We start from the raw sequence: 20,901 nt of genomic DNA on the forward strand, positions 1-20,901 counted from the left end.
GCCAGCAGATTGGTCTGATCGGCAATATCCTTGATCACCTGCATGATGCTGGAGATGGTCTGGGTCTTGCTGGCCAGATCGGCAATGGTCACCGCTGCCTGATCCACCGATTCATTGATGCGGTGCATCTCACTCACCGCGCTGGAAATCACTTCGCCCCCCTCCTTCGACAGGCGGCCTGATTCTTGCGACAGATTGCGCGCGTCCTGGGCATGGCTGGAAATATGATTGATGCTGACGGTAAGCTGCTCGATCGATGCCGCCATGGCAGCCGCCGCTTCACTTTGCCGGTCGGACCCGCTGACCACTGCGTCGGAGCGGCGTGCCACGTCGGAGCTCATCTGCGACAGGCGGCCGGCCTCGTCGGCAATCTCGCGCACCAGCTGCTTCAGGTGCTGCTGCATGTCGGCCACCGCAGCCATCACGCTGCTCTTGTCACCGGCTTGCAAGGGCACCACGGTATCCAAGTGGCCATCGGCGATACGGCGCACCACGCGCATGGTATCGCCAGGGTCGGCCCCCAACTGCCCCAGGATGCTGCGCATCAGGAACACCCCGGCAATCAGCAGCAGCAGCAGGATGGCAGCCACTTCCAGCAGGGTGAGCCACAGCTGCTGCATGAAAGCGGCGTGGACATCATCCAGGTAAATACCGGTGCCAATCACCCAGTGCCAGCGGGCACTGGTCATCAAATAGGAAATCTTCGGCTGCGGCTGATCAAAGCCCGGCTTGTCCCACACATATTCGGCGAAACCCTGCCCATTTCCCTTACTGACCGTCTCCTGGAACAGCTGCCCCAGATCGACACCGGTGGGGGTTTTCATCCCCTGTACGTTTTTACCCAGCATGGCGGCCTTGGCCCCATGGATGACGTAGTTCCAGTTCTGGTCGTAGCCGAAGAAATATTCTTTCTTGTCATAGTGACTGGCCATCAAGGCGGCAGCGGCCATCTGCTTGGCCTGTGCCTCGCTCAGCTTGCCACTGGCTTCCAGCGCTTCATAGCTGCTGATCACACCCAGCGCGCTTTCCGTCAGATTGCGCGTCTTGTCCTGTCGGTCATGCAACATGGCATTGCGCTGGTTGAACAAGGCCAGCCCGCTCAAGGCACAGATCAGCAAGGCCACCAGCAATAGCCAGGCGATCAGACGAGCGCGCAAGCTTATTCCGCTATTTGTTTCCATGGTTTTCTCTCTAGTCCCGTTGGCAGTGTTTCTAGCAAGCAACTGCTCTAAATATCAGTACATCGTCATTCTACCGCGATGCCGGTAACAAGCCACAGGGGTTTACCCATGGATATATTTCAAATTAGAGGAGCATCTTTCAGAATACATCCTCAATTTCATCAAATCCGGCCATTCCTGGCACTAGCGCGACCACAACAGACATAAAAAAACCCGGCCATCGGCCGGGTCAAAAGAGATGGGTAGCCCGCAGGCTCCGCCTCTGGGTCATCCTTATTTCATGGTGGGCATCACGAATTCGGCGGTCAGTTTTTCCGGCCAGCGGCTGGTGATGGTCTTCATGCGGGTGTAGAAACGCACCCCTTCCGGACCATGCATGTGATGGTCGCCAAACAGCGAGGCTTTCCAGCCACCAAAGCTATGGAAGGCCATCGGCACCGGAATCGGCACGTTCACGCCGACCATGCCCACCTGGATGCGGTGCGAGAACTCGCGTGCCGCACCACCGGAGCGGGTAAAGATGGCGGTGCCATTGGCATAGGGATGGGCGTTGATCAGATTCACCGCACTATCGAAGTCCGGTACGCGTACCACCGACAATACCGGCCCGAAAATCTCTTCCTTGTAGATGGTCATTTCCGGAGTGACGTGATCAAACAGGCAGGGGCCAAGGAAGAAACCGTTCTCATGGCCAGGGTGCTGATAATCGCGCCCGTCCAGCAACAATGTTGCGCCTTCGGCCACACCTTGGTCGACATAGCCTTTGACCTTGTCGCGATGTTGACGGGTTACCAGCGGGCCCATCTCGGCTGCGGCATCGGCACCCACGCCGATTTTCAGCGTGGCCGCACGGGCCTTCAGCCGCTCAACCAGCTTGTCCGCGACATCACCCACCGCAACCGCAACCGAAATGGCCATGCAGCGTTCGCCGGCCGAACCGTAACCCGCGCCCATCAGCGCTTCCACCGTGCCATCCAGATCGGCATCCGGCATCACCACCATATGGTTCTTCGCACCACCCAGTGCCTGTACACGCTTGCCGTGGCGGGCCCCGGTTTCATAGATGTACTGGGCAATCGGCGTGGAACCGACAAAGCTGATGGCGGCCACATCCGGGTGGGTCAACAGTGTATCCACGGCCAGCTTGTCACCATGCACCACATTGAACACGCCATCCGGCAAACCGGCCTGCTGCAGCAGATCGGCCAGGAACAGAGCGGCTGACGGATCGCGCTCCGACGGTTTCAGAATGAAGCAGTTACCGCAGGCAATGGCTACCGGCAACATCCACAGCGGCACCATGGCCGGGAAGTTGAACGGTGTGATACCGGCCACCACGCCCAGCGGCTGGCGCATGGAGTGGCTGTCGATGCCAGTACCCACCTGCTCGGTGAATTCACCCTTGAGCAGTTGCGGAATACCGCAGGCGAACTCCACCACTTCCAGACCACGGGTCACTTCGCCCAGCGCATCCGATACTACTTTGCCGTGCTCGGCGGAGATGATTTCAGCCAGCTGGCGCTGATTGGCTTCCAGCAGCTCCTTGAACTTGAACATCACCCGCGAGCGCTTCAGCGGCGAGGTCTCGGCCCAGGCCGGGAAAGCGCGGCGAGCATTGGCTACCGCCGCGTTCACTTCATCCACACTGGCCAGACCAACCTGGGCCACCACTTCGCCCAGCGCCGGATTGTAAACATCGGCCACACGGCCGCTCTGGCCCTGATACAGTTCGCCGCCAATAAAATGTGCAATGGTTTTCATCTTCAATCCTGTCCGTTCTTGCTGGAGGTATACGTTCAGGCCGTGGCCTGGATAGCGTCGCCGATTACGGCGAACAAGCGGTCGATTTCAGCTTCGCTGATGATCAGCGGCGGCGATACGGCGATGATGTCGCCAGTAAAGCGCACCAGCACACCGGCTTCCCAGCACTTGAGGAAGACATCAAAGCCACGCGCACCCGGGGCACCCGGACGGCTGTCCAGTTCAATGCCGGCCACCAGGCCCAGGTTGCGGATGTCCTTGACGTTTTTCACGCTCTTGAGCTGGTGCGCCTTGGTTTCGAACTGGCCGGACAAGGCGGCGGCGCGCTGGAACAAGCCCTCTTCCTGGTACAGGTCCAGCGTGGCAATGGAGGCCGCGCAGGCCAGCGGGTGTGCGGAATAGGTATAACCATGCGGGAATTCGATGGCACGATCAGCCGCCGCTGCCATGAAGGCATCGTGAATTTCCGGCTTGACCAGCAGCGCGCCCATCGGCACCACGCCATTGGACAGGCCCTTGGCGCAGGTGATGATGTCGGGCAGTACATCGAATTTGTTGGCAGCCCAGTCCGCACCCAGACGACCAAAACCGGTGATCACTTCATCAAAAATCAGCAAGATGCCGTATTTGTCGCAGATCTGACGCAGGCGCTTGAGATAGCCCTTGGGCGGAATCAGCACGCCGGTGGAGCCGGCCATCGGCTCGACAATCACGGCGGCAATGGTCGACGGGTCATGCAGGGTGGTAATGCGCGCTTCCAGCTCGTCGGCGAATTCGGCACCGAATTCCGGCTCACCACGGGTAAAGGCATTGCGGCCCAGATCGTGGGTGCTACGCAGGTGATCTACCGTCGGCAGGGCAACAGGGAACAGCTTGCGGTTGCCGGCAATGCCGCCGACCGAAATACCACCGAAGTTGACACCGTGATAACCACGCTCACGGCCGATCAGCTTGACGCGGGCCGCATCGCCGCGCACGCGGTGATAGGCTACCGCCATCTTCAGCGCGGTATCGGCTGCTTCGGAACCGGAATTGACATAGAACACCTTGGACAAACCCTTGGGCGCCATGGCCGCCAGCTTTTCCGCGGCCTCGAAAGCCTTGGGATGGCCAATCTGGAAGGGCGGCGCGTAATCCAGGGTGGCGATCTGCTTCTGGATGGCTTCGACAATCGGCTTGCGATTGTGACCGGCATTCACACACCACAGACCGGCACAGCCATCCATGATGTCGCGGCCGGCATCGTCCTTGTAGTACATGCCATCAGCGCTCACCAGCATGCGCGGTGCGCTCTTGAAATGGCGGTTAGCCGTAAACGGCATCCAGAATGCGTCCATATTGAGTTCGGTCATGTGTTCTTCCTCCTGATGGCAGTCGTCTCTGCCTGATGTCTGACAATTTAGTCATCACACCAATACAATTACAGGTACAGTTATGCAGATATTTGCTACGACCGTATAGGCAAATTAACCAGTACAGTTCAGCAAGCACAGCAGCTAGCTGCCTGCTTGCCTGCTGTGGAAAGCAACCATGACTAGCCTGAGCATCAGTCCACAAGCCGGCCAGACCCTGGTCGACGCCATTGTCAGTGCCATTAGCCAAGCCATCGACGCAGGCCACTGGCGGCCCGGTACCCGCATACCCTCGATACGCCGCTTCGCAACAGAAAATGGCGTCAGTCCGTTTACCGTGGTCGAGGCCTACGACCGCTTGTTGTCACAGGGCTATCTGCGTTCGCGGCCGGGTTCGGGCTTTTACGTGGAGGTGCGTCAGCGTGCCAGTAGCCTGCGCCAGGCGGCGCGTCTGGAAGACCTGCCCATCGATGAGCACTGGCTGTTGCGCAATGTCTACGAGCACTCGGAACAGGCCTTGCAGGCAGGTTGTGGCTGGCTGCCTCCCGCCTGGTATGACATCGAGGCCCAGCAGAAAGCCCTGCGTGCGCTGGCGCGGCATGGTGACATGAATCTGCGTTATGGCGATCCCAAAGGGTATCCGGTATTACGCCGGCAACTGGCACAACAGCTGGCAGAAAAAGGTGTACCGGTACAGGGCGACGATATCCTGTTGACGCAAGGTGCCAGCAAGGCGCTCGATATGGTGGCCTGTGCGCTACTGCGCCCCGGCGATACCATCCTGGTAGACGATCCAGGCTATTGCAATCTGATGTCCTGTCTGGCATTTCGTGGTTTCAACCTGATAGGCGTGCCGTGGACCGAGCAAGGACCGGATATCCCCGCCTTGCAAGCCTTGCTTGAAACGCATCGGCCACGCGCCTTCTTCACCAACCCCTGGCTGCAAAATCCCACCGGTGTCAGTTATTCGGTGCAAACGGCGCATCAGGTACTCAAGTTGGCCGAGCAATACGATTTGTTGCTGGTAGAAGACAATGTCTCGGGTGACTTCACCCATGGCCGCCAACCCACACTGGCCGCACTGGATGGCCTGCGTCGTGTCATCTACATCGACAGTTTCTCCAAGACCCTGTCGCCGGGCTTGCGCGTGGGTTTTATCGCCTGTCCGGCAGAGAGTGTGGAAAAGCTGCTGCGCTACAAAATGATGTCCGGCCTCACCACACCGGAGTTGAACGAGCGAGTGGTGCTGGAAATGCTGAACGAAGGTCGCTACCGGCGTCAGGTGGAAAAGCTGAGGTCTCGCCTGGCAGAAGCACAGTTTCTCGCCGCCGAGAGTTTGCACGCACTGGGATGGGAGCTGTTTACCCGTCCTGCCAACGGGCTGTTTCTGTGCGCCAGGCCACCACACACCATCGACAGCATGCAGCTGGCTGAACAAGCCTTGAAACAGGACATCCTGCTAGCCCCTGGGCACCTGTTCCGCCCCTATGGCGAAGCCAGTCACTGGCTACGCTTCAATGTTGCTTACTGCCAGGATGAGCGCTTATGGCGCTTTCTGCAGGATCACGCCAGTGCCAGCACTGCTCAGCAATGCTAGCATGTGCGGCAACCCACCATTTTTAGCGGAGTTCTCATGCAACTGAGCCAGATGTTCGTGCATCCGATGAAATCAGCCCGTGGCATTACTTACAGCCGTGCCTATGCCAGCCAACAAGGCTTGCTGCACGATCGTGAATGGCTGCTGGTCACACCGGAAGGCCGTTTTCTGACCGCACGCGAATTTCCGCGCATGGTGCTGATTGAAATGGATCTGATCCCGGGCGGCATGCTGCTTAAAGCACCAGGAATGCCTGCAGTCATGGCCATGACCCAGGTCTATACCCAGCCAGTTGTCACTGCGGTTTGGAAAGATGAATTCAGCGCCCTGCACGGTGATGGCAAGGTGGATGACTGGTTTAGCCAGTACATGGGTGTGCCTTGCAAGTTGCTGTGGTTGGGCATGCAATCACGCCGCACCCTGCAAAATGGCAACACGCCGATGTCGTTTGCCGACGGCTATCCTTATCTGCTGGTCAATCAGGCTTCGCTGGATGCCTTGAATCAGGAATTGGCACAGCCAGTCAGCCTGCGTCACTTCCGCCCGAATCTGGTGATTAAGGATGCCTTGCCTTATGAGGAAGATGATTGGAGCGTGATTCGCATCGGTGACATGCTGTTTGATGTGGCCAAGCCCTGCACCCGCTGCCAGTTAACTACGGTTGATCCACAAACCGGTGAATTCTCCAGCAACAATGAGCCGATGCATACCTTGATTCGTACCCGCCAACTACCCGAAGGCATCTGTTTTGGCGTCAACCTGATCGCCCGCAGCGAAGGGATACTGGAGGTGGGCGCTGCAGTGGAAGTGGTGGAATCACGCTACGTCTTCTGAATCAACAGCTGAAGCTGACAGCCATCCCCGGCGCGTGCCCCCCCTGACAGGCTGGACAGCGCAGCAAAGCGGCGGTACCAACCGGCTGCAGGCTATACGACAAGGAACTCTGGCCTGACAAAACCGGCCAGAAATGAAAAAAGCCAGCTTGCGCTGGCTTTTTTCACAACTTCACTGGATGTTACTCAGCGGAGTCATCTACGACTGCGACGGCATCTTCAGCACGGTCCACCAGCTCTACCAGAGCCATCGGGGCGTTGTCGCCCTTGCGGAAACCGTACTTCAGGATACGCACATAACCACCATTGCGGGCGGAGAAGCGCGGGCCGAGTTCGTCGAAGAGTTTAACCACGATATCGCGGTCACGAGTGCGGTCAAACGCCAGACGACGGTTGGCGAGAGACGGCTTTTTGCCGAGCGTAATCAGCGGCTCGGCCACACGACGCAGTTCCTTGGCTTTCGGCAGCGTGGTCACGATAACTTCGTGCTTCAGCAGCGAATTCGCCATGTTGCGCAGCATCGCCAGACGATGGCTGGTCGTGCGGTTCAGTTTACGATTACTGTAACGATGACGCATTGTTAATGTCCTTTAGTCTCAAACTTACGGCTTTTCCAGACCAGCCGGAGGCCAATTCTCAAGCTTCATGCCGAGAGTCAGGCCCTTCGAAGCGAGAACTTCTTTGATCTCGTTCAGCGACTTGCGACCGAGGTTCGGAGTCTTCAGAAGCTCGGTTTCAGTACGCTGGATCAGATCGCCGATGTAGTAAATGTTCTCTGCCTTCAGGCAGTTGGCCGAACGAACCGTCAGTTCAAGATCGTCTACCGGACGCAGCAAGATCGGATCGATCGGCGGCGCCTTTTCAACGACTTCTTCAACCGCTGTGCCTTGGAGGTCAGCAAAGATCGACAGCTGATCCATCAGAATACGTGCAGCATTACGCACGGCCTGTTCCGGTTCGATGACGCCATTGGTCTCGATATCGAGAACCAGGCGGTCGAGGTCGGTACGTTGCTCAACACGGGCGCTTTCCACAGCAAAGCTCACACGGCGAACCGGCGAGAAGGAAGCATCCAGTTGAATGGTACCGATGGAACGGTTTTCTTCATGCATGGACCGAACAGACACAGGCTGATAGCCACGGCCTTTTTCGACCTTGATCTCCATGTCGATTTTGCCACCAACGGAGAGATGAGCAATCACGTGTTCCGGATTGATCACTTCCACGTCATGCGGCAACTCGATATCGCCAGCCAAGACAGCGCCTTCGCCTTCCTTTTTCAGGGTCAGCACAACACTGTCACGACCATGCAGCTTAAGCACTACGCCCTTGAGGTTGAGGAGGATGTCTACGACATCCTCACGCACGCCATCAAGTGCGGAATACTCATGCAAAACGCCAGCGATAGTCACTTCGGTAGGAGCAAAGCCCGGCATCGACGACAGCAGAATGCGGCGCAGCGAGTTTCCCAGAGTGTGGGCGTACCCACGCTCGAACGGCTCCATCGATACGCGTGCATGGGTCGCAGAGACCGGCTGCACGTCAATCAGACGAGGTTTCAAAAATTCCGAAGCGCTGTTTTGCATAGTCATTCCCTAAGAGCTAGCGATTACTTGGAGTAGAATTCCACAACGAGTTGTTCGTTGATATCGCTAGACAGTTCGGAACGTTCCGGAGCAGATTTGAAGACGCCTTCCATCTTCTTGGAGTCAACCGACACCCAAGTAGGGAAACCACCTTGCTCAGCCAGAGCCAGACCTTCTACGATACGGGCCTGTTTCTTGGCCTTTTCGCGGACAGACACAACGTCACCAGCTTTAACCTGGAATGACGGAATGTTAACTACCTGGCCGTTCACAACGATAGCCTTGTGGCTTACCAGCTGACGTGCTTCTGCACGAGTGGAGCCAAAGCCCATGCGATATACAACGTTGTCCAGACGCGCCTCGAGCAGCTTCAGCAGGTTTTCACCAGTGGAGCCCTTACGACGCACAGCTTCCGCAAAGTAGTTGCGGAACTGACGCTCGAGTACGCCATAGATACGGCGGATTTTCTGCTTTTCACGCAGCTGGACACCGTAGTCAGACAGGCGGCTCTTGCGAGCGCCATGCTGGCCAGGAGGGGTGTCCAGTTTGCACTTGGAATCCAGTGCACGACGCGCGCTCTTCAGGAAAAGGTCGGTGCCTTCACGACGAGCGAGCTTACATTTCGGGCCGATATAACGTGCCATGTTCTCACACTCTCCGAATTAAATACGACGTTTTTTGGGCGGACGGCAACCGTTGTGCGGTACCGGCGTCACGTCGGAGATGCTGGTGATCTTGAAACCCAGCGCGTTGAGTGCGCGAACAGCGGATTCACGACCCGGACCCGGGCCCTTGATACGAACTTCGAGGTTCTTCACACCGTATTCTTGGGCAACTTTACCAGCGTGCTCTGCTGCTACCTGAGCAGCAAAGGGTGTACTTTTGCGCGAGCCCTTAAAACCAGCGCCGCCAGAGGTAGCCCAAGACAGTGCATTGCCTTGACGGTCGGTGATAGTGATGATGGTGTTGTTGAACGAAGCGTGCACGTGCACGATACCTTCGCTAACAGACTTGCGCACTTTTTTACGTACACGGACAGCTGTGTTTGCTTTAGCCATTTCTGTGTTCCTTTAGTTACTTCTTGCCGGCGATCGCCTTACGCGGTCCCTTGCGGGTACGAGCGTTAGTGCGAGTGCGCTGACCGCGACACGGCAGGCCACGACGATGACGCAGACCGCGATAGCAGCCCATGTCCATCAGACGCTTGATGCTCATGGTGATTTCGCGACGCAGGTCACCTTCAACGGTGAACTTCGCCACTGCTTCACGCAGAGTTTCCATCTCAGCTTCTGTCAGATCCTTCACCTTGGTGGAGGGATTCACGCTGGCAGCAACACAAATTTGCTGGGCGCGAGTCTGACCGATGCCGAAAATTGCCTGCAGGCCGATAACGGCATGCGCATGATTGGGGATATTTACCCCTGCAATACGGGCCATACTCTTTCCTTAAGCCTTAAGACCTTGAAAAGTTTGCGATTGTAACACGCAAAGTCAGGTCTAACAAATGTTAGCCTTGCTTTTGCTTGTGACGCGGGTCCGTGCAGATCACGCGAACTACGCGATTGCGACGGATGATTTTGCAGTTACGGCAAATCTTCTTTACCGAAGGCTGTACTCGCATGTCAGTTCCTTTCGTTACTCTAAAAGAGCGAGTGCGTTATTTCGCACGGAACACGATACGGGCAGAGGTCAAATCGGATGGAGTGAGCTCCACCGTAACCTTGTAAACAGCCAGGACACAGATGCAGGCATCCGTGTCATTTCTATTTACGCCCAATTACTACGTGTCCATTCTCAAGTTTGATCCTGCAGCAGCACCAAGGTACTACTGCCTGATCTCACCCTGCATCTGGATGGTGTCTTACCTAGCCATATAACCCAGCGAGAACACGTGTGTCAGCGGGTAAGGGCATTGCCTTTGAAGTTAGCCTTCTTCAGCAAGCTCTCATACTGATGCGACAGTACGTAGGACTGGACCTGAGCCATGAAATCCATGGTGACCACCACGATGATCAGCAGTGATGTACCACCGAAGTAGAACGGTACATTCCACTTCAAGATGAGGAATTCCGGCAACAGACAAACCAGCGTAATGTAGATCGCACCGATAAGTGTCAGCCGCAGAATGATCTTCTCGATGTAACGCGAAGTCTGCTCACCTGGACGGATACCTGGGATGAACGCACCACTCTTCTTCAGGTTATCTGCCGTCTCTTTCGGATTGAAAACGAGAGCGGTGTAGAAATAACAGAAGAAAATGATGGCCGTTGCATACAGCAGCACATAGATGGGCTGTCCGGGATGCAGCTTGTCAGCCACGCCCTTGAGCCAACCCAGGCTTTCATTATTGCCGAGCCAACCAAGAATGGTGGCAGGAAACAGAATGATGCTGGATGCAAAAATCGGCGGGATCACCCCTGCCATGTTGAGCTTGAGCGGCATATGCGTGCTCTGGCCCTGCATGACACGATTACCAACCTGACGCTTGGCGTAGTTGACCAAAACCTTGCGCTGACCGCGTTCTGCGAACACGACAACATAGGTCATCAGTGCAACACCGACAAACAGCACGATGGTAAACAGGATGGGCAGCGAGCCTTGACTGGTCAGCGTGAGCGTCTTGCCAATGGCAGCCGGAACACCTGATGCAATACCTGCACAGATGATCAGCGAGATACCGTTACCGATACCGCGCTCGGTAATCTGCTCACCCAGCCACATGAGGAACATGGTGCCGGTAACCAGGGTTACCACGGTTGTCAGGTAGAACTCCCACTGGGCAGTCACCACCAGGTTAGGCTGCTTAAACAGCATTACCGCGATACTGAAACTCTGAAACGAGGCCAGCAATACGGTTGCATAACGTGTGTACTGGGTTACCTTACGACGTCCCGCGTCGCCTTCCTTCTTCAGCTGCTTCAAACTAGGCAACACCTCGGAAGCCAGCTGAAGAATGATGGAAGCAGAGATGTACGGCATGATGCCCAAGGCAAATACCGTAAATCTCGAGAGGGCACCGCCCGAGAACATGTTGAACATGTCGAGCAGGCCCGTCTGCGACGTGTGGAACAACTTCGCTAGTTCGGCAGGATTGATACCTGGCACCGGAATATGCGCACCGATGCGGTAAACAATCAAAGCTCCGATCAAAAACATGATGCGGCGCTTCAAATCACCAAATTTATTGGCATTTCCTACTAGAGAAGGTTTCGACACGTAAGTGCGCCTTATTCAATACTGCCGCCGGCAGCTTCGATAGCAGCGCGAGCGCCGGCAGTCGCTGCAATACCACGCAGCTTAACAGCACGCTCGATCTTGCCGGACAGAACCACTTTGGCTACCAGAGCCTGAGCATGGACCAGACCAGCTTGCTTGAGCGACAACAGATCGATTTCGTCAACCGGCAGCAGATTCAGTTCGGACAGACGCACTTCAGCATTGAAGCGAGCAGTCAGCGACTTGAAGCCACGTTTCGGCAGGCGACGTTGCAGCGGCATTTGACCGCCTTCGAAACCGACCTTGTGGAAACCACCTGCACGGCTCTTTTGACCTTTATGGCCACGACCGGCAGTCTTACCCAGGCCGCTACCAATACCGCGACCTACACGACGCTTCGCATGCTTGGCGCCGTCACCGGGTTGAATGGTGTTCAGCAGCATCTCTTAGCCCTCGAATTTGAGCAAGTAGCTGATCTTGTTGATCATGCCACGGTTTTCAGGGGTATCGAGCACTTCCACAGTCTGGCGGATCTTTTTCAGACCCAGGCCACGGGCGCAAGCCTTGTGGGATTCCAGACGACCGATCAGGCTCTTTACCAGAGTTACCTTTACAGTGTTGGCGTTACTCATGATTAACCCCCAGGATCTCGTCAACGGTCAGACCGCGCTTGGCGGCAACCTGAGAGGCGGTGCTAATCTTGCTCAGGCCGTCCAGAGTTGCACGAACCACGTTGTACGGGTTGGTGGAACCATGAATTTTGGCCGAAACATTGTGAATACCCATTGCGTCAAAAATTGCACGCATCGGGCCACCGGCCTTAACGCCAGTACCTTCTTTAGCCGGCTGGATAAAGACGGTAGTAGCACCGTGCTTACCCGATACGGTGTGGTGCAGGGTACCGTTACGCAGCGGGATCTTTACCAGATTGCGGCGGGCTTGTTCCATTGCCTTTTGTACGGCAACCGGAACTTCCTTGGAACGACCTTTGCCCATACCGATGCCGCCATCGCCATCACCAACGACGGTCAAGGCGGAGAAAGCCATGATACGGCCGCCCTTAACCACTTTGGTGACGCGGTTGACGCTGATCATCTTCTCGACCAGACCGTCGCCACGATCTTCCATTTCGTGCTTAGCCATTCTTCACTCCGAATTAGAATACGAGACCGTGTTCACGGGCTGCGTCTGCCACAGCCTTCATACGGCCATGGTATTTGAAACCGGAACGGTCAAATGCCACGGTCGAAATACCGGCTGCCTTGGCTTTTTCAGCGATGCGCTTACCGACTACGGCTGCAGCGGCCACATTGCCACCATTGGAAACATCAGCGCGTACTTCGGCTTCCAGAGTGGAAGCGCTTGCCAGTACCTTGCTGCCAGTTTCATCAATGATCTGGGCATAAATGTGGCTGTTGGTGCGGTAAACAGTGAGACGCACCATCTTGAGCTCCGCAATCCGAGCACGGGTTTTACGTGCACGGCGGAGTCGAGCTTGTTTCTTGTCCATGTCAGTGCCTCAGTTACTTCTTCTTGGTTTCTTTCAGAACCACAACCTCATCAGCGTAACGAACGCCCTTGCCCTTATAGGGTTCCGGGGAGCGGTATGCGCGGATTTCGGCAGCGATCTGGCCAACGAGTTGCTTGTCAGCACCCTTGATCAGGATCTCGGTCTGAGTCGGAGTCTCAGCCTTGATGCCAGCAGGCATCTGGTGAGCTACCGGGTGAGAGAAACCCAGAGACAGGTTCAGGATGTCGCCTTGAGCCTGGGCACGATAGCCCACGCCTACCAGCTGCAGCTTCTTCTCGAAGCCCTTGGAGACACCAAGTACCATATTGTTCAGCAGAGCACGCAGGGTGCCGGACATGGCACGTGCGAACTTGCTGTCGTTTTTAGCCGCGAAAGTCAGTTCGTTGTTGTCGAACTTGATTTCAACGTCATTGCACAGAGCGGCGCTCAGGGAGCCCAGGGCACCCTTTACGGTCACTTCTGCAGCACCGAATTTCACTTCGACGCCAGCCGGAATGGCTACGGGATTCTTAGCTACGCGAGACATTTGACCCCCTTACGCCACAACGCAGAGCAGCTCACCGCCGATACCGGCAGCGCGTGCTTTACGATCGGTCATGATGCCCTTGGAGGTAGACAGAATCGCTACGCCCAGACCATTCATTACCTTCGGGATTTCGGTGGAGCCCTTGTATACGCGCAGGCCAGGACGCGAAACGCGGTCAATGCGCTCGATCACCGGACGGCCAGCGTAGTACTTGAGCTGGATATCAAGAACAGGCTTCTTGGCTTCGCCGGCAACGGCGAAATCTTCGATGTAGCCTTCTTCTTTCAGCACCTGTGCCAGCGCAATTTTCAGCTTGGAAGACGGCATTGCAACAGCCACCTTGGAAGCCATTTGGCCGTTACGGATGCGGGTCAACATATCGGAAATAGGATCGTGCATGCTCATTTATGGTTCTCCTATTACCAGCTGGCCTTAACAACACCCGGAATTTCGCCCTTCATGGCGATTTCACGGAGTTTGTTACGACCCAGACCGAATTTACGGAACACGCCACGCGGACGACCGGTAATGGCACAGCGACGACGCTGGCGAACCGGGGAAGCATTGCGCGGCAGCTGCTGCAGTTGCAGGCGAGCGGCAAAGCGTTCTTCTTCCGAGAGGCTTTGATTGTTGATGGTAGCGATGAGGGCTTCGCGCTTAGCGGCAAATTTTTCAGCCACCTTAACGCGCTTCTCTTCACGCTTGATCAGTGCAAGTTTTGCCATGTGCTTAACCCTTGAACGGGAACTTGAACGCAGCCAGCAGAGCGCGGGCCTCTTCGTCAGTCTTCGCCGTAGTGGTAACAGTAATGTTCATACCACGCAGAGCATCGATCTTGTCGTACTCGATTTCCGGGAAGATGATCTGTTCCTTGACGCCCATGTTGTAGTTGCCGCGGCCGTCGAAAGACTTGGCGGAAACACCACGGAAGTCACGGACACGCGGCAACGCGATGGTTACCAGACGGTCCAGGAATTCGTACATGCGTTCACGGCGCAGGGTTACCTTGCAGCCGACCGGATAGTCATCGCGAATCTTGAAGCCAGCGATGGATTTGCGAGCGGTGGTGACAACCGGCTTCTGGCCGGCGATCTTTTCCATATCGCCCACGGCAAATTCCATTACCTTTTTATCGGCAACAGCTTCGCCCACACCCATGTTGACGGTGATCTTCTCGATGCGCGGTACTTCCATGATCGACTTGTAGCCGAACTGTTTCATCAGTTCCGGCACTACGCTGTCTTTGTAGAAATCGTAGAAACGTGCCATGTTTGCTTTTCCTTACGCGCCGATAACTTCGCCGTTGGACTTGAACACGCGTACCTTGCGGCCGTCTTCAAGAGTCTTGAAGCCCACGCGGTCAGCCTTTTGGCTAGCCGGATTGAAAATAGCGACGTTGGAAGCGTCAACAGGCATGATCTTTTCGACGATACCACCAGCAACACCACGTACCGGATTCGGCTTCTGGTGTTTCTTGGCGATGTTCACGCCTTCAACAACCAGCTTCTCTTCCAGAACACGCAGAACGGTGCCGCGTTTACCCTTGTCTTTACCGGTGATTACTACGACTTCATCACCTTTACGAATTTTGCGCATGCGACCTCCTTACAGCACTTCAGGAGCAAGCGACACGATCTTCATGAAACGCTCGGTACGCAGTTCACGCGTCACGGGTCCGAAGATACGAGTGCCAATCGGCTCAAGCTTGTTGTTGAGCAGAACGGCAGCGTTGCTATCAAACTTGATCAACGAGCCGTCCGGACGACGCACGCCCTTGGCGGTGCGTACTACTACTGCGTTGTACACGTCGCCTTTTTTGACGCGACCGCGCGGAGCAGCATCCTTGATGCTCACCTTGATGATGTCGCCAACGCTTGCATAGCGACGCTTGGAACCGCCCAATACCTTGATGCACATAACGTGACGCGCACCAGTATTGTCAGCGACCTCAAGCATGGTCTGCATTTGGATCATTTGATGATTACCTTTCTAATCCAACTTTATCCGTCACTTTCACCTGCCGGTTTCTCGCATAAGAGCAAGACCAAACAGACGAAACGCCACAGCAAGACTGTGGCGTGTCAAACGGCCAGTTTTGGACCCCGTAAGGGCGGAATTCCTATCCGACACGGATAAGAAGATGGCCATTATACAAGGGACTTTCGTCCCTTGCAAGTCTTATACCTGGCGAGATTTCTCTACCAGGGCAGTTACCACCCACGACTTGGTCTTCGAGAGAGGACGGGACTCGCTAATTACTACGATGTCACCGGCCTTGAACTCGTTGTTCTCGTCGTGTGCGTGGAACTTCTTGGAACGACGGATAATTTTGCCGTAGATCGGGTGCTTAACCTTGCGCTCGACCAGAACGGTTACAGTCTTATCCATCTTGTCGCTGACGACAGTGCCGGTCAGCGTACGTACAACTTTGGTTTCGCTCATCTTAAACTGCCTTTTCTTTCAGAACGGTACGTACACGAGCGATATCGCGACGCACTTTCTTCAGTTCAGAGGTCTTGGCGAGTTGCTGAGTAGCGTGCTGCATGCGCAGGGCAAACTGGGCCTTCAGGAGGCTCAGCAGTTCCACTTTCAGCTCGTCAACAGTTTTGGCTTTCAGTTCGGACGCTTTCATTACTGACCTACCTGTCTAGTTACAAACACAGTGGCGATCGGCAACTTGGCTGCGGCCAGACGGAAAGCTTCACGAGCGAGTTCCTCGTTAACACCGTCCATTTCGTACAGCATCTTGCCAGGCTGGATTTCGGCCACGTAGTATTCCGGAGAACCCTTACCCCCACCCATACGTACTTCAGCAGGCTTGGAAGTGATCGGCTTGTCCGGGAAAATACGGATCCAGATACGACCGCCACGCTTGATGTGACGAGTCATGGCACGACGGGCCGCTTCGATCTGACGTGCAGTCAGACGACCACGACCAACAGCCTTCAAACCGAAATCACCAAAGCTCACCTTGTTACCACGGGTAGCGATACCAGTGTTGCGGCCTTTATGCTGTTTACGGTACTTGAGTCTAGTTGGCTGCAGCATTGCGTGGGCCCTTTCTCGTTTTCTTCTCGGTCGCAACCGGAGCCGGCGCTACTTGACCCGGCTTCAGCTCACCTTTGTAAACCCATACCTTGATGCCGATGATACCGTAGGTAGTCTTGGCTTCAGAGGTAGCGTAGTCAACATCGGCACGCAGGGTATGCAGCGGCACGCGGCCTTCGCGATACCATTCGCTACGAGCGATATCGATACCGTTCAGACGGCCGGAGGACATGATCTTGATGCCCTGGGCGCCCATGCGCATGGCGTTCTGCATGGAACGCTTCATGGCACGACGGAACATCACACGCTTTTCCAGCTGCGAAGCGATACCGTCGGCGATGATTTGCGCGTCCAGTTCCGGCTTGCGAACTTCTTCGATATTCACGTGAACCGGCACGCCCAGACGAGCTTGCAGTTCGCGCTTCAGAACTTCGATGTCCTCACCTTTTTTACCAATCACCACACCCGGACGGGCGCTGTGAATGGTAATGCGTGCGGACTTGGCCGGACGCTCGATGGTGACACGACCAACAGCCGCATGACCCAGGCGCTTCTTCAGGTATTCGCGAACTTCCAGGTCTTGCATGAGCATTTCCGGGAAATTCTTCGAATTGGCGAACCACTTGGAAGACCAGTTTTTGTTAACGGCAAGACGGAATCCCGTCGGATGAATCTTCTGACCCATTTCTTACCCCTTAATTGCCAACGGTCAACGAGATGTGGCAGGTCTGCTTTTCGATGCGATTGCCACGACCCTTAGCACGGGCAGTGAAACGCTTCAGACTAGCGCCTTTGTCAACAAAGATGCTGGTGACACGCAGGGTGTCAATGTCAGCGCCTTCGTTGTGCTCGGCGTTAGCGATGGCAGATTCCAGCACTTTCTTCACAATAACCGCGCCCTTCTTCGGGGAGAAGGCCAGGATATTCAAAGCCTGACCAACGGATTGACCGCGGATCAGATCGGCCACCAGGCGGCACTTTTGTGCCGACAGGCGGACGCTTTTCAGATTTGCAGATACTCTCATCGCTTCACCTTATCTCTTCTTCGCCTTCTTATCGGCCGCGTGGCCTTTGAAGGTACGAGTCAGCGAGAATTCGCCCAGTTTATGACCGACCATGTTTTCGGAAACATAAACAGGCACATGGGTGCGACCGTTGTGAACCGCGATGGTCAAACCAATGAAGTCCGGCAGGACGGTCGAACGACGCGACCAGGTTTTGATCGGACGTTTGTCACTGGTTGCACGCGCCGCGTCGACCTTCTTCAGAAGGTGCAGATCAACGAACGGGCCTTTTTTCTGCGAACGTGCCATTGTCAATTACCCTTTAGTAGAATAGCGACGGCGTACGATCATATTGTCGGTACGCTTGTTGCGACGGGTACGGAAGCCCTTAGTCGGAGTGCCCCATGGGCTAACCGGCACACGGCCTTCACCAGTACGGCCTTCACCACCACCATGCGGGTGATCAACCGGGTTCATCGCCGTACCGCGAACGGTCGGACGAATACCACGCCAGCGACTGGCACCAGCCTTACCCAGCTTGCGCAGGGAGTGCTCTTCGTTGCTCACTTCGCCAACAGTCGCACGGCAATCGACATGCACCAGGCGGATTTCGCCGGAACGCAGACGCAGCTGAGCGTAAACGCCTTCGCGAGCGAGCAGCATGGCGGAACCACCAGCGGAACGAACCATCTGGGCGCCCTTGCCAGGTTGCAGCTCAACGCAGTGGATAGTGGTACCCACCGGGATGTTACGGATCGGCAGAGTGTTACCAGCCTTGATCGGAGCCTCGGCACCGGACAGCAGAACAGTACCCGGCTTCACACCGCGCGGAGCGATGATGTAGCGGCGTTCGCCATCGGCGTAGCACAGGAGAGCAATGTGGGCAGTGCGGTTCGGATCGTATTCGATGCGTTCCACTTTTGCCGGGATGCCATCCTTGTTGCGACGGAAGTCGATCAGACGGTAATGTTTCTTGTGACCACCACCCATGTGACGGGTAGTGATACGGCCATTGTTGTTACGGCCAGCAGTGGAAGATTTTTTCTCTACCAGAGCGGCGTGCGGAGCGCCTTTATGCAGATCAGGGTGAACCACCTTGACAACTGCACGACGACCCGCGGAAGTCGGTTTTACTTTAACGATAGGCATGCTCTATCTCCTTACTCCGCAGCGGCCGGGGTGGCGGTCAGATCGATTTCCTGACCCTGAACCAGGCTAACGTAAGCCTTTTTCCAGTCTTTACGACGGCCAAAGGTACGGCCAAAGCGTTTAACTTTGCCCTTGACGTTAACGGTGGATACGCCTTCAACTTTTACGTTGAACAGCATTTCAACCGCAGCCTTGATCTCCGGCTTGGTAGCATCGGTAGCAACACGGAATACAACTTGCTGATGCTTCTCAGCAACCATGGTGCTCTTTTCGGAAACAACCGGGGCCAGAATTACTTGCAACAGACGTTCTTGATTCATGCCCACTGCTCCTCCAGATGCTGCACCGCCTCACGAGTGATGACGATCTTCTTGAAACGCAGCAGGCTGTACGGGTCAGCTTGTTGTGCTTCGATCACCAGCACGTTCGGCAGATTGCGCGAAGACAGATAGAGGTTTTCGTCCAGTTCACGGGTAATGAACAGAGCCTGTTCCAGACCCATGGACTTAACCACACCTACGAATTCCTTGGTTTTCGGCGATTCAACCGACAGCGAATCAACCACTACCAGACGTTCGTCGCGAACCAGCTGGGACAGGATAGCTGCCATACCAGCGCGGAACATCTTGCGGTTAACCTTCTGCGAGAAATTCTCGTCCGGGCTGTTCGGGAAAGCACGACCACCACCACGACGGTTCGGAGTAGAAGTCATACCGGCACGTGCGTTACCAGTACCCTTCTGCTTGAACGGCTTCTTGGTGGAGTGGTGTACTTCAGCACGAGTCAGCTGAGCACGGTTACCGCTGCGTGCATTCGCCAGGAATGCAGTCACAACCTGGTGAACCAGAGCTTCGTTGTATTCGCGACCGAACAGAGTCTCGGATGCCTGCAGGCTGCCAGCAGCCTGACCTTGGCTATTGATTACTTTCAATTCCATCACGCACCTGCCTTCACGCTAGGACGAACGACTACGTCGCCGTTCTTGGCGCCAGGAACGGCACCCTTAACCAGAAGCAGCTGACGCTCGGCATCAACACGAACAACTTCCAGGCACTGAACAGTGCTCTTGACGTTGCCGTACTGACCAGCCATGCGCTTACCCGGGAAAATACGACCCGGATCCTGAGCCTGACCGATGGAACCCGGCGTGTTATGCGAACGCGAGTTACCATGGGAAGCACGGTTGGAAGAGAAGTTGTGACGCTTGATCACACCGGAGAAGCCCTTACCCTTGGAGGTACCAGTTACATCAACCAGCTGGCCTACGGCAAAGATTTCAACGGACAATGCATCACCCGGCTTCAGGGTGGAGAGAGCTTCTGCGGACAGAACGAATTCGTTCAGACCCAGACCTGCTTCAACGCCAGCTTTAGCGAAGTGACCGGCAGCCGCCTTATTAACGCGGTTTGCCTTACGGGTGCCGAAGGTTACTTGAACGGCGGAGTAGCCATCAACTTCAGCGGTTTTGATTTGTGTGACGCGATTAGCAGACATGTCCAGCACAGTTACCGGGACGGATGCACCGTCTTCAGCAAAAATGCGGGTCATGCCGACTTTGCGACCGACAAGACCTAAACTCATGTTTATTTCCTTTTGCAGGCGCCGATTACGATTGACCGGCATACAAAAACAAAAGCGGACTCGCAAAATTGCGAGTCCGCTAATGTATCACAAGAAATTTAGCAATCGCAAGCACTTAGCTCACAATTACTAGGTTTCCAGCAATTACTGCAGCTTGATTTCCACATCCACACCGGCCGGCAGGTCGAGCTTCATCAGAGCATCAACAGTCTTGTCGGTCGGATCTACGATGTCCATCAGACGCAGGTGAGTGCGGATTTCCAGCTGATCGCGGGAAGTCTTGTTCACGTGCGGGGAACGCAGCACGTTGAAACGCTCGATTTTGGTCGGCAGCGGAACCGGGCCCTTAACAACAGCACCGGTACGCTTGGCGGTTTCAACGATTTCCTGGGCGGAGCGATCGATCAGGTTGTAATCGAAGGCCTTCAGGCGGATGCGGATTTTCTGGCTTTGCATATTATCTGCTCCGATTAGGCGATGATTTTGGCAACAACGCCGGCGCCAACAGTACGGCCGCCTTCACGGATGGCGAAACG

The 20,901-nt window shown here is 55.6% G+C and carries 34 protein-coding genes and 1 pseudogene; 2 read left to right on the forward strand and 33 right to left on the reverse strand.

Going from position 1 to position 20,901, the window contains the following annotated elements:
* From EAY64_RS00330 to aptA, 3 genes are all read right to left on the reverse strand, one after another.
* Window positions 1-1,157 (reverse strand): cache domain-containing protein (locus EAY64_RS00330; RefSeq protein WP_103522821.1); only part of this gene is annotated, 1,157 nt, incomplete at its 3' end.
* Between the two features lie 297 nt (window positions 1,158-1,454).
* Complete coding sequence (locus EAY64_RS00335; RefSeq protein WP_103522822.1) at window positions 1,455-2,942, reverse strand: CoA-acylating methylmalonate-semialdehyde dehydrogenase; 1,488 nt, start codon at window positions 2,940-2,942, stop codon at window positions 1,455-1,457.
* A 35-nt stretch (window positions 2,943-2,977) separates the two neighbouring features.
* The gene (gene aptA, locus EAY64_RS00340; protein ID WP_103522823.1) at window positions 2,978-4,294 is read right to left on the reverse strand and encodes an omega-aminotransferase AptA; all 1,317 of its coding nucleotides are present in this window, start codon (window positions 4,292-4,294) and stop codon (window positions 2,978-2,980) included.
* Between the two features lie 178 nt (window positions 4,295-4,472).
* Between aptA and EAY64_RS00345 the strand changes: the two genes are divergently transcribed.
* Window positions 4,473-5,891, forward strand: coding sequence for an aminotransferase-like domain-containing protein (locus EAY64_RS00345; protein WP_103522824.1), 1,419 nt, complete (start codon window positions 4,473-4,475; stop codon window positions 5,889-5,891).
* A gap of 36 nt (window positions 5,892-5,927) precedes the next feature.
* Window positions 5,928-6,725, forward strand: coding sequence for an MOSC domain-containing protein (locus EAY64_RS00350; protein WP_103522825.1), 798 nt, complete (start codon window positions 5,928-5,930; stop codon window positions 6,723-6,725).
* 181 nt (window positions 6,726-6,906) lie between these two features.
* On the opposite strand, the gene rplQ is transcribed toward EAY64_RS00350, so the two are convergent.
* The 30 genes and pseudogenes from rplQ to EAY64_RS20810 form a co-directional block, all read right to left on the reverse strand.
* The gene (rplQ, locus tag EAY64_RS00355; protein WP_103522826.1) at window positions 6,907-7,302 is read right to left on the reverse strand and encodes a 50S ribosomal protein L17; all 396 of its coding nucleotides are present in this window, start codon (window positions 7,300-7,302) and stop codon (window positions 6,907-6,909) included.
* A 24-nt stretch (window positions 7,303-7,326) separates the two neighbouring features.
* Complete coding sequence (locus tag EAY64_RS00360; protein ID WP_059284782.1) at window positions 7,327-8,310, reverse strand: DNA-directed RNA polymerase subunit alpha; 984 nt, start codon at window positions 8,308-8,310, stop codon at window positions 7,327-7,329.
* A 23-nt stretch (window positions 8,311-8,333) separates the two neighbouring features.
* Complete coding sequence (gene rpsD / locus EAY64_RS00365; protein ID WP_059284783.1) at window positions 8,334-8,954, reverse strand: 30S ribosomal protein S4; 621 nt, start codon at window positions 8,952-8,954, stop codon at window positions 8,334-8,336.
* Window positions 8,955-8,972: 18 nt separating this feature from the next.
* On the reverse strand, window positions 8,973-9,368 hold the full coding sequence (gene rpsK / locus EAY64_RS00370) for a 30S ribosomal protein S11 (RefSeq protein WP_008955659.1): 396 nt from the start codon (window positions 9,366-9,368) through the stop codon (window positions 8,973-8,975).
* A 16-nt stretch (window positions 9,369-9,384) separates the two neighbouring features.
* On the reverse strand, window positions 9,385-9,747 hold the full coding sequence (rpsM, locus tag EAY64_RS00375; RefSeq protein WP_103522827.1) for a 30S ribosomal protein S13: 363 nt from the start codon (window positions 9,745-9,747) through the stop codon (window positions 9,385-9,387).
* A gap of 70 nt (window positions 9,748-9,817) precedes the next feature.
* Entirely contained in the window at window positions 9,818-9,931 is a 114-nt protein-coding gene (gene rpmJ, locus EAY64_RS00380) for a 50S ribosomal protein L36 (RefSeq protein ID WP_011137711.1), read from the reverse strand.
* Between the two features lie 36 nt (window positions 9,932-9,967).
* A pseudogene (locus EAY64_RS20495) lies at window positions 9,968-10,159 on the reverse strand (S1 domain-containing protein).
* A gap of 47 nt (window positions 10,160-10,206) precedes the next feature.
* Complete coding sequence (secY, locus tag EAY64_RS00390; RefSeq protein ID WP_059284785.1) at window positions 10,207-11,526, reverse strand: preprotein translocase subunit SecY; 1,320 nt, start codon at window positions 11,524-11,526, stop codon at window positions 10,207-10,209.
* Window positions 11,527-11,537: 11 nt separating this feature from the next.
* Complete coding sequence (rplO, locus tag EAY64_RS00395; RefSeq protein ID WP_103522828.1) at window positions 11,538-11,969, reverse strand: 50S ribosomal protein L15; 432 nt, start codon at window positions 11,967-11,969, stop codon at window positions 11,538-11,540.
* A gap of 3 nt (window positions 11,970-11,972) precedes the next feature.
* Entirely contained in the window at window positions 11,973-12,158 is a 186-nt protein-coding gene (rpmD, locus tag EAY64_RS00400) for a 50S ribosomal protein L30 (protein WP_059284787.1), read from the reverse strand.
* Window positions 12,151-12,669 (reverse strand): 30S ribosomal protein S5, encoded by a 519-nt coding sequence (gene rpsE, locus EAY64_RS00405; RefSeq protein WP_059284788.1) that lies wholly within the window; start codon window positions 12,667-12,669, stop codon window positions 12,151-12,153. Before rpsE ends, rpmD begins: the two co-directional genes overlap by 8 nt.
* A 13-nt stretch (window positions 12,670-12,682) precedes the next feature.
* On the reverse strand, window positions 12,683-13,036 hold the full coding sequence (rplR, locus tag EAY64_RS00410) for a 50S ribosomal protein L18 (RefSeq protein WP_045846878.1): 354 nt from the start codon (window positions 13,034-13,036) through the stop codon (window positions 12,683-12,685).
* Window positions 13,037-13,049: 13 nt separating this feature from the next.
* The gene (gene rplF / locus EAY64_RS00415; RefSeq protein ID WP_103522829.1) at window positions 13,050-13,583 is read right to left on the reverse strand and encodes a 50S ribosomal protein L6; all 534 of its coding nucleotides are present in this window, start codon (window positions 13,581-13,583) and stop codon (window positions 13,050-13,052) included.
* 9 nt (window positions 13,584-13,592) lie between these two features.
* Window positions 13,593-13,988 carry a 30S ribosomal protein S8 gene (gene rpsH, locus EAY64_RS00420; RefSeq protein WP_059287130.1) on the reverse strand — a complete coding sequence of 132 codons (396 nt, stop codon included), beginning with the start codon at window positions 13,986-13,988 and terminating at the stop codon, window positions 13,593-13,595.
* A gap of 14 nt (window positions 13,989-14,002) precedes the next feature.
* The gene (rpsN, locus tag EAY64_RS00425) at window positions 14,003-14,308 is read right to left on the reverse strand and encodes a 30S ribosomal protein S14 (RefSeq protein WP_045846875.1); all 306 of its coding nucleotides are present in this window, start codon (window positions 14,306-14,308) and stop codon (window positions 14,003-14,005) included.
* A 4-nt stretch (window positions 14,309-14,312) separates the two neighbouring features.
* Window positions 14,313-14,852: a 50S ribosomal protein L5 gene (gene rplE, locus EAY64_RS00430; protein WP_045846874.1), complete on the reverse strand. Its 540-nt coding sequence runs from the start codon at window positions 14,850-14,852 to the stop codon at window positions 14,313-14,315.
* Window positions 14,853-14,864: 12 nt separating this feature from the next.
* On the reverse strand, window positions 14,865-15,179 hold the full coding sequence (rplX, locus tag EAY64_RS00435; protein ID WP_059287129.1) for a 50S ribosomal protein L24: 315 nt from the start codon (window positions 15,177-15,179) through the stop codon (window positions 14,865-14,867).
* Between the two features lie 9 nt (window positions 15,180-15,188).
* Window positions 15,189-15,557 (reverse strand): 50S ribosomal protein L14, encoded by a 369-nt coding sequence (gene rplN, locus EAY64_RS00440; RefSeq protein WP_043579386.1) that lies wholly within the window; start codon window positions 15,555-15,557, stop codon window positions 15,189-15,191.
* Between the two features lie 204 nt (window positions 15,558-15,761).
* Window positions 15,762-16,025 carry a 30S ribosomal protein S17 gene (rpsQ, locus tag EAY64_RS00445; RefSeq protein ID WP_045846872.1) on the reverse strand — a complete coding sequence of 88 codons (264 nt, stop codon included), beginning with the start codon at window positions 16,023-16,025 and terminating at the stop codon, window positions 15,762-15,764.
* 1 nt (window position 16,026) lies between these two features.
* Window positions 16,027-16,215: a 50S ribosomal protein L29 gene (rpmC, locus tag EAY64_RS00450; protein ID WP_021478360.1), complete on the reverse strand. Its 189-nt coding sequence runs from the start codon at window positions 16,213-16,215 to the stop codon at window positions 16,027-16,029.
* On the reverse strand, window positions 16,215-16,631 hold the full coding sequence (rplP, locus tag EAY64_RS00455; RefSeq protein WP_045846871.1) for a 50S ribosomal protein L16: 417 nt from the start codon (window positions 16,629-16,631) through the stop codon (window positions 16,215-16,217). The genes rpmC and rplP overlap by 1 nt, the downstream gene beginning before the upstream one ends.
* Window positions 16,615-17,316, reverse strand: a complete 702-nt coding sequence (rpsC, locus tag EAY64_RS00460; protein ID WP_045846870.1) for a 30S ribosomal protein S3 — start codon at window positions 17,314-17,316, stop codon at window positions 16,615-16,617. The genes rplP and rpsC overlap by 17 nt, the downstream gene beginning before the upstream one ends.
* A gap of 10 nt (window positions 17,317-17,326) precedes the next feature.
* Window positions 17,327-17,656, reverse strand: a complete 330-nt coding sequence (rplV, locus tag EAY64_RS00465; protein ID WP_045846869.1) for a 50S ribosomal protein L22 — start codon at window positions 17,654-17,656, stop codon at window positions 17,327-17,329.
* A 9-nt stretch (window positions 17,657-17,665) separates the two neighbouring features.
* Complete coding sequence (rpsS, locus tag EAY64_RS00470) at window positions 17,666-17,944, reverse strand: 30S ribosomal protein S19 (RefSeq protein WP_008955640.1); 279 nt, start codon at window positions 17,942-17,944, stop codon at window positions 17,666-17,668.
* Between the two features lie 6 nt (window positions 17,945-17,950).
* Complete coding sequence (gene rplB / locus EAY64_RS00475; protein WP_103522830.1) at window positions 17,951-18,784, reverse strand: 50S ribosomal protein L2; 834 nt, start codon at window positions 18,782-18,784, stop codon at window positions 17,951-17,953.
* Window positions 18,785-18,795: 11 nt separating this feature from the next.
* Window positions 18,796-19,110 (reverse strand): 50S ribosomal protein L23, encoded by a 315-nt coding sequence (gene rplW, locus EAY64_RS00480; protein ID WP_197077176.1) that lies wholly within the window; start codon window positions 19,108-19,110, stop codon window positions 18,796-18,798.
* The gene (gene rplD, locus EAY64_RS00485; RefSeq protein ID WP_059287127.1) at window positions 19,101-19,721 is read right to left on the reverse strand and encodes a 50S ribosomal protein L4; all 621 of its coding nucleotides are present in this window, start codon (window positions 19,719-19,721) and stop codon (window positions 19,101-19,103) included. Before rplD ends, rplW begins: the two co-directional genes overlap by 10 nt.
* Complete coding sequence (rplC, locus tag EAY64_RS00490; protein WP_103522831.1) at window positions 19,721-20,365, reverse strand: 50S ribosomal protein L3; 645 nt, start codon at window positions 20,363-20,365, stop codon at window positions 19,721-19,723. Before rplC ends, rplD begins: the two co-directional genes overlap by 1 nt.
* A gap of 144 nt (window positions 20,366-20,509) precedes the next feature.
* Window positions 20,510-20,821 carry a 30S ribosomal protein S10 gene (gene rpsJ, locus EAY64_RS00495; RefSeq protein ID WP_017507377.1) on the reverse strand — a complete coding sequence of 104 codons (312 nt, stop codon included), beginning with the start codon at window positions 20,819-20,821 and terminating at the stop codon, window positions 20,510-20,512.
* Between the two features lie 14 nt (window positions 20,822-20,835).
* Window positions 20,836-20,901, reverse strand: a 66-nt coding sequence (locus EAY64_RS20810; RefSeq protein WP_199734358.1) for an EF-Tu C-terminal domain-related protein, incomplete at its 5' end; no start/stop codon positions are given.

Origin of the sequence: Aquitalea palustris, from assembly GCF_003693445.1 — a bacterium.
Classification (GTDB): Bacteria; Pseudomonadota; Gammaproteobacteria; order Burkholderiales; family Chromobacteriaceae; genus Aquitalea; species Aquitalea palustris.

What these genes read in the sequence shown, in the direction of transcription:
- EAY64_RS00345 (WP_103522824.1), top strand. Translation starts at nt 4,473, where the DNA reads ATGACTAGCCTGAGCATCAGTCCACAAGCCGGCCAGACCCTGGTCGAC.
- rpmJ (WP_011137711.1), bottom strand. Translation starts at nt 9,931, where the DNA reads ATGCGAGTACAGCCTTCGGTAAAGAAGATTTGCCGTAACTGCAAAATC.
- rplD (WP_059287127.1), bottom strand. Translation starts at nt 19,721, where the DNA reads ATGGAATTGAAAGTAATCAATAGCCAAGGTCAGGCTGCTGGCAGCCTG.
- rpsE (WP_059284788.1), bottom strand. Translation starts at nt 12,669, where the DNA reads ATGGCTAAGCACGAAATGGAAGATCGTGGCGACGGTCTGGTCGAGAAG.
- rpsH (WP_059287130.1), bottom strand. Translation starts at nt 13,988, where the DNA reads ATGAGCATGCACGATCCTATTTCCGATATGTTGACCCGCATCCGTAAC.
- rpsJ (WP_017507377.1), bottom strand. Translation starts at nt 20,821, where the DNA reads ATGCAAAGCCAGAAAATCCGCATCCGCCTGAAGGCCTTCGATTACAAC.
- rpmD (WP_059284787.1), bottom strand. Translation starts at nt 12,158, where the DNA reads ATGAGTAACGCCAACACTGTAAAGGTAACTCTGGTAAAGAGCCTGATC.
- rpsS (WP_008955640.1), bottom strand. Translation starts at nt 17,944, where the DNA reads ATGGCACGTTCGCAGAAAAAAGGCCCGTTCGTTGATCTGCACCTTCTG.
- rplF (WP_103522829.1), bottom strand. Translation starts at nt 13,583, where the DNA reads ATGTCTCGCGTAGCTAAGAATCCCGTAGCCATTCCGGCTGGCGTCGAA.
- rplC (WP_103522831.1), bottom strand. Translation starts at nt 20,365, where the DNA reads ATGAGTTTAGGTCTTGTCGGTCGCAAAGTCGGCATGACCCGCATTTTT.
- rplQ (WP_103522826.1), bottom strand. Translation starts at nt 7,302, where the DNA reads ATGCGTCATCGTTACAGTAATCGTAAACTGAACCGCACGACCAGCCAT.
- rpsM (WP_103522827.1), bottom strand. Translation starts at nt 9,747, where the DNA reads ATGGCCCGTATTGCAGGGGTAAATATCCCCAATCATGCGCATGCCGTT.
- EAY64_RS00360 (WP_059284782.1), bottom strand. Translation starts at nt 8,310, where the DNA reads ATGCAAAACAGCGCTTCGGAATTTTTGAAACCTCGTCTGATTGACGTG.
- rpmC (WP_021478360.1), bottom strand. Translation starts at nt 16,215, where the DNA reads ATGAAAGCGTCCGAACTGAAAGCCAAAACTGTTGACGAGCTGAAAGTG.
- rplB (WP_103522830.1), bottom strand. Translation starts at nt 18,784, where the DNA reads ATGCCTATCGTTAAAGTAAAACCGACTTCCGCGGGTCGTCGTGCAGTT.
- rpsK (WP_008955659.1), bottom strand. Translation starts at nt 9,368, where the DNA reads ATGGCTAAAGCAAACACAGCTGTCCGTGTACGTAAAAAAGTGCGCAAG.
- rplX (WP_059287129.1), bottom strand. Translation starts at nt 15,179, where the DNA reads ATGCGCAAAATTCGTAAAGGTGATGAAGTCGTAGTAATCACCGGTAAA.
- aptA (WP_103522823.1), bottom strand. Translation starts at nt 4,294, where the DNA reads ATGACCGAACTCAATATGGACGCATTCTGGATGCCGTTTACGGCTAAC.
- rpsC (WP_045846870.1), bottom strand. Translation starts at nt 17,316, where the DNA reads ATGGGTCAGAAGATTCATCCGACGGGATTCCGTCTTGCCGTTAACAAA.
- rpsN (WP_045846875.1), bottom strand. Translation starts at nt 14,308, where the DNA reads ATGGCAAAACTTGCACTGATCAAGCGTGAAGAGAAGCGCGTTAAGGTG.
- rpsQ (WP_045846872.1), bottom strand. Translation starts at nt 16,025, where the DNA reads ATGAGCGAAACCAAAGTTGTACGTACGCTGACCGGCACTGTCGTCAGC.
- EAY64_RS00350 (WP_103522825.1), top strand. Translation starts at nt 5,928, where the DNA reads ATGCAACTGAGCCAGATGTTCGTGCATCCGATGAAATCAGCCCGTGGC.
- EAY64_RS00335 (WP_103522822.1), bottom strand. Translation starts at nt 2,942, where the DNA reads ATGAAAACCATTGCACATTTTATTGGCGGCGAACTGTATCAGGGCCAG.
- rpsD (WP_059284783.1), bottom strand. Translation starts at nt 8,954, where the DNA reads ATGGCACGTTATATCGGCCCGAAATGTAAGCTCGCTCGTCGTGAAGGC.
- rplO (WP_103522828.1), bottom strand. Translation starts at nt 11,969, where the DNA reads ATGCTGCTGAACACCATTCAACCCGGTGACGGCGCCAAGCATGCGAAG.
- rplP (WP_045846871.1), bottom strand. Translation starts at nt 16,631, where the DNA reads ATGCTGCAGCCAACTAGACTCAAGTACCGTAAACAGCATAAAGGCCGC.
- rplV (WP_045846869.1), bottom strand. Translation starts at nt 17,656, where the DNA reads ATGAGAGTATCTGCAAATCTGAAAAGCGTCCGCCTGTCGGCACAAAAG.
- rplE (WP_045846874.1), bottom strand. Translation starts at nt 14,852, where the DNA reads ATGGCACGTTTCTACGATTTCTACAAAGACAGCGTAGTGCCGGAACTG.
- rplN (WP_043579386.1), bottom strand. Translation starts at nt 15,557, where the DNA reads ATGATCCAAATGCAGACCATGCTTGAGGTCGCTGACAATACTGGTGCG.
- rplR (WP_045846878.1), bottom strand. Translation starts at nt 13,036, where the DNA reads ATGGACAAGAAACAAGCTCGACTCCGCCGTGCACGTAAAACCCGTGCT.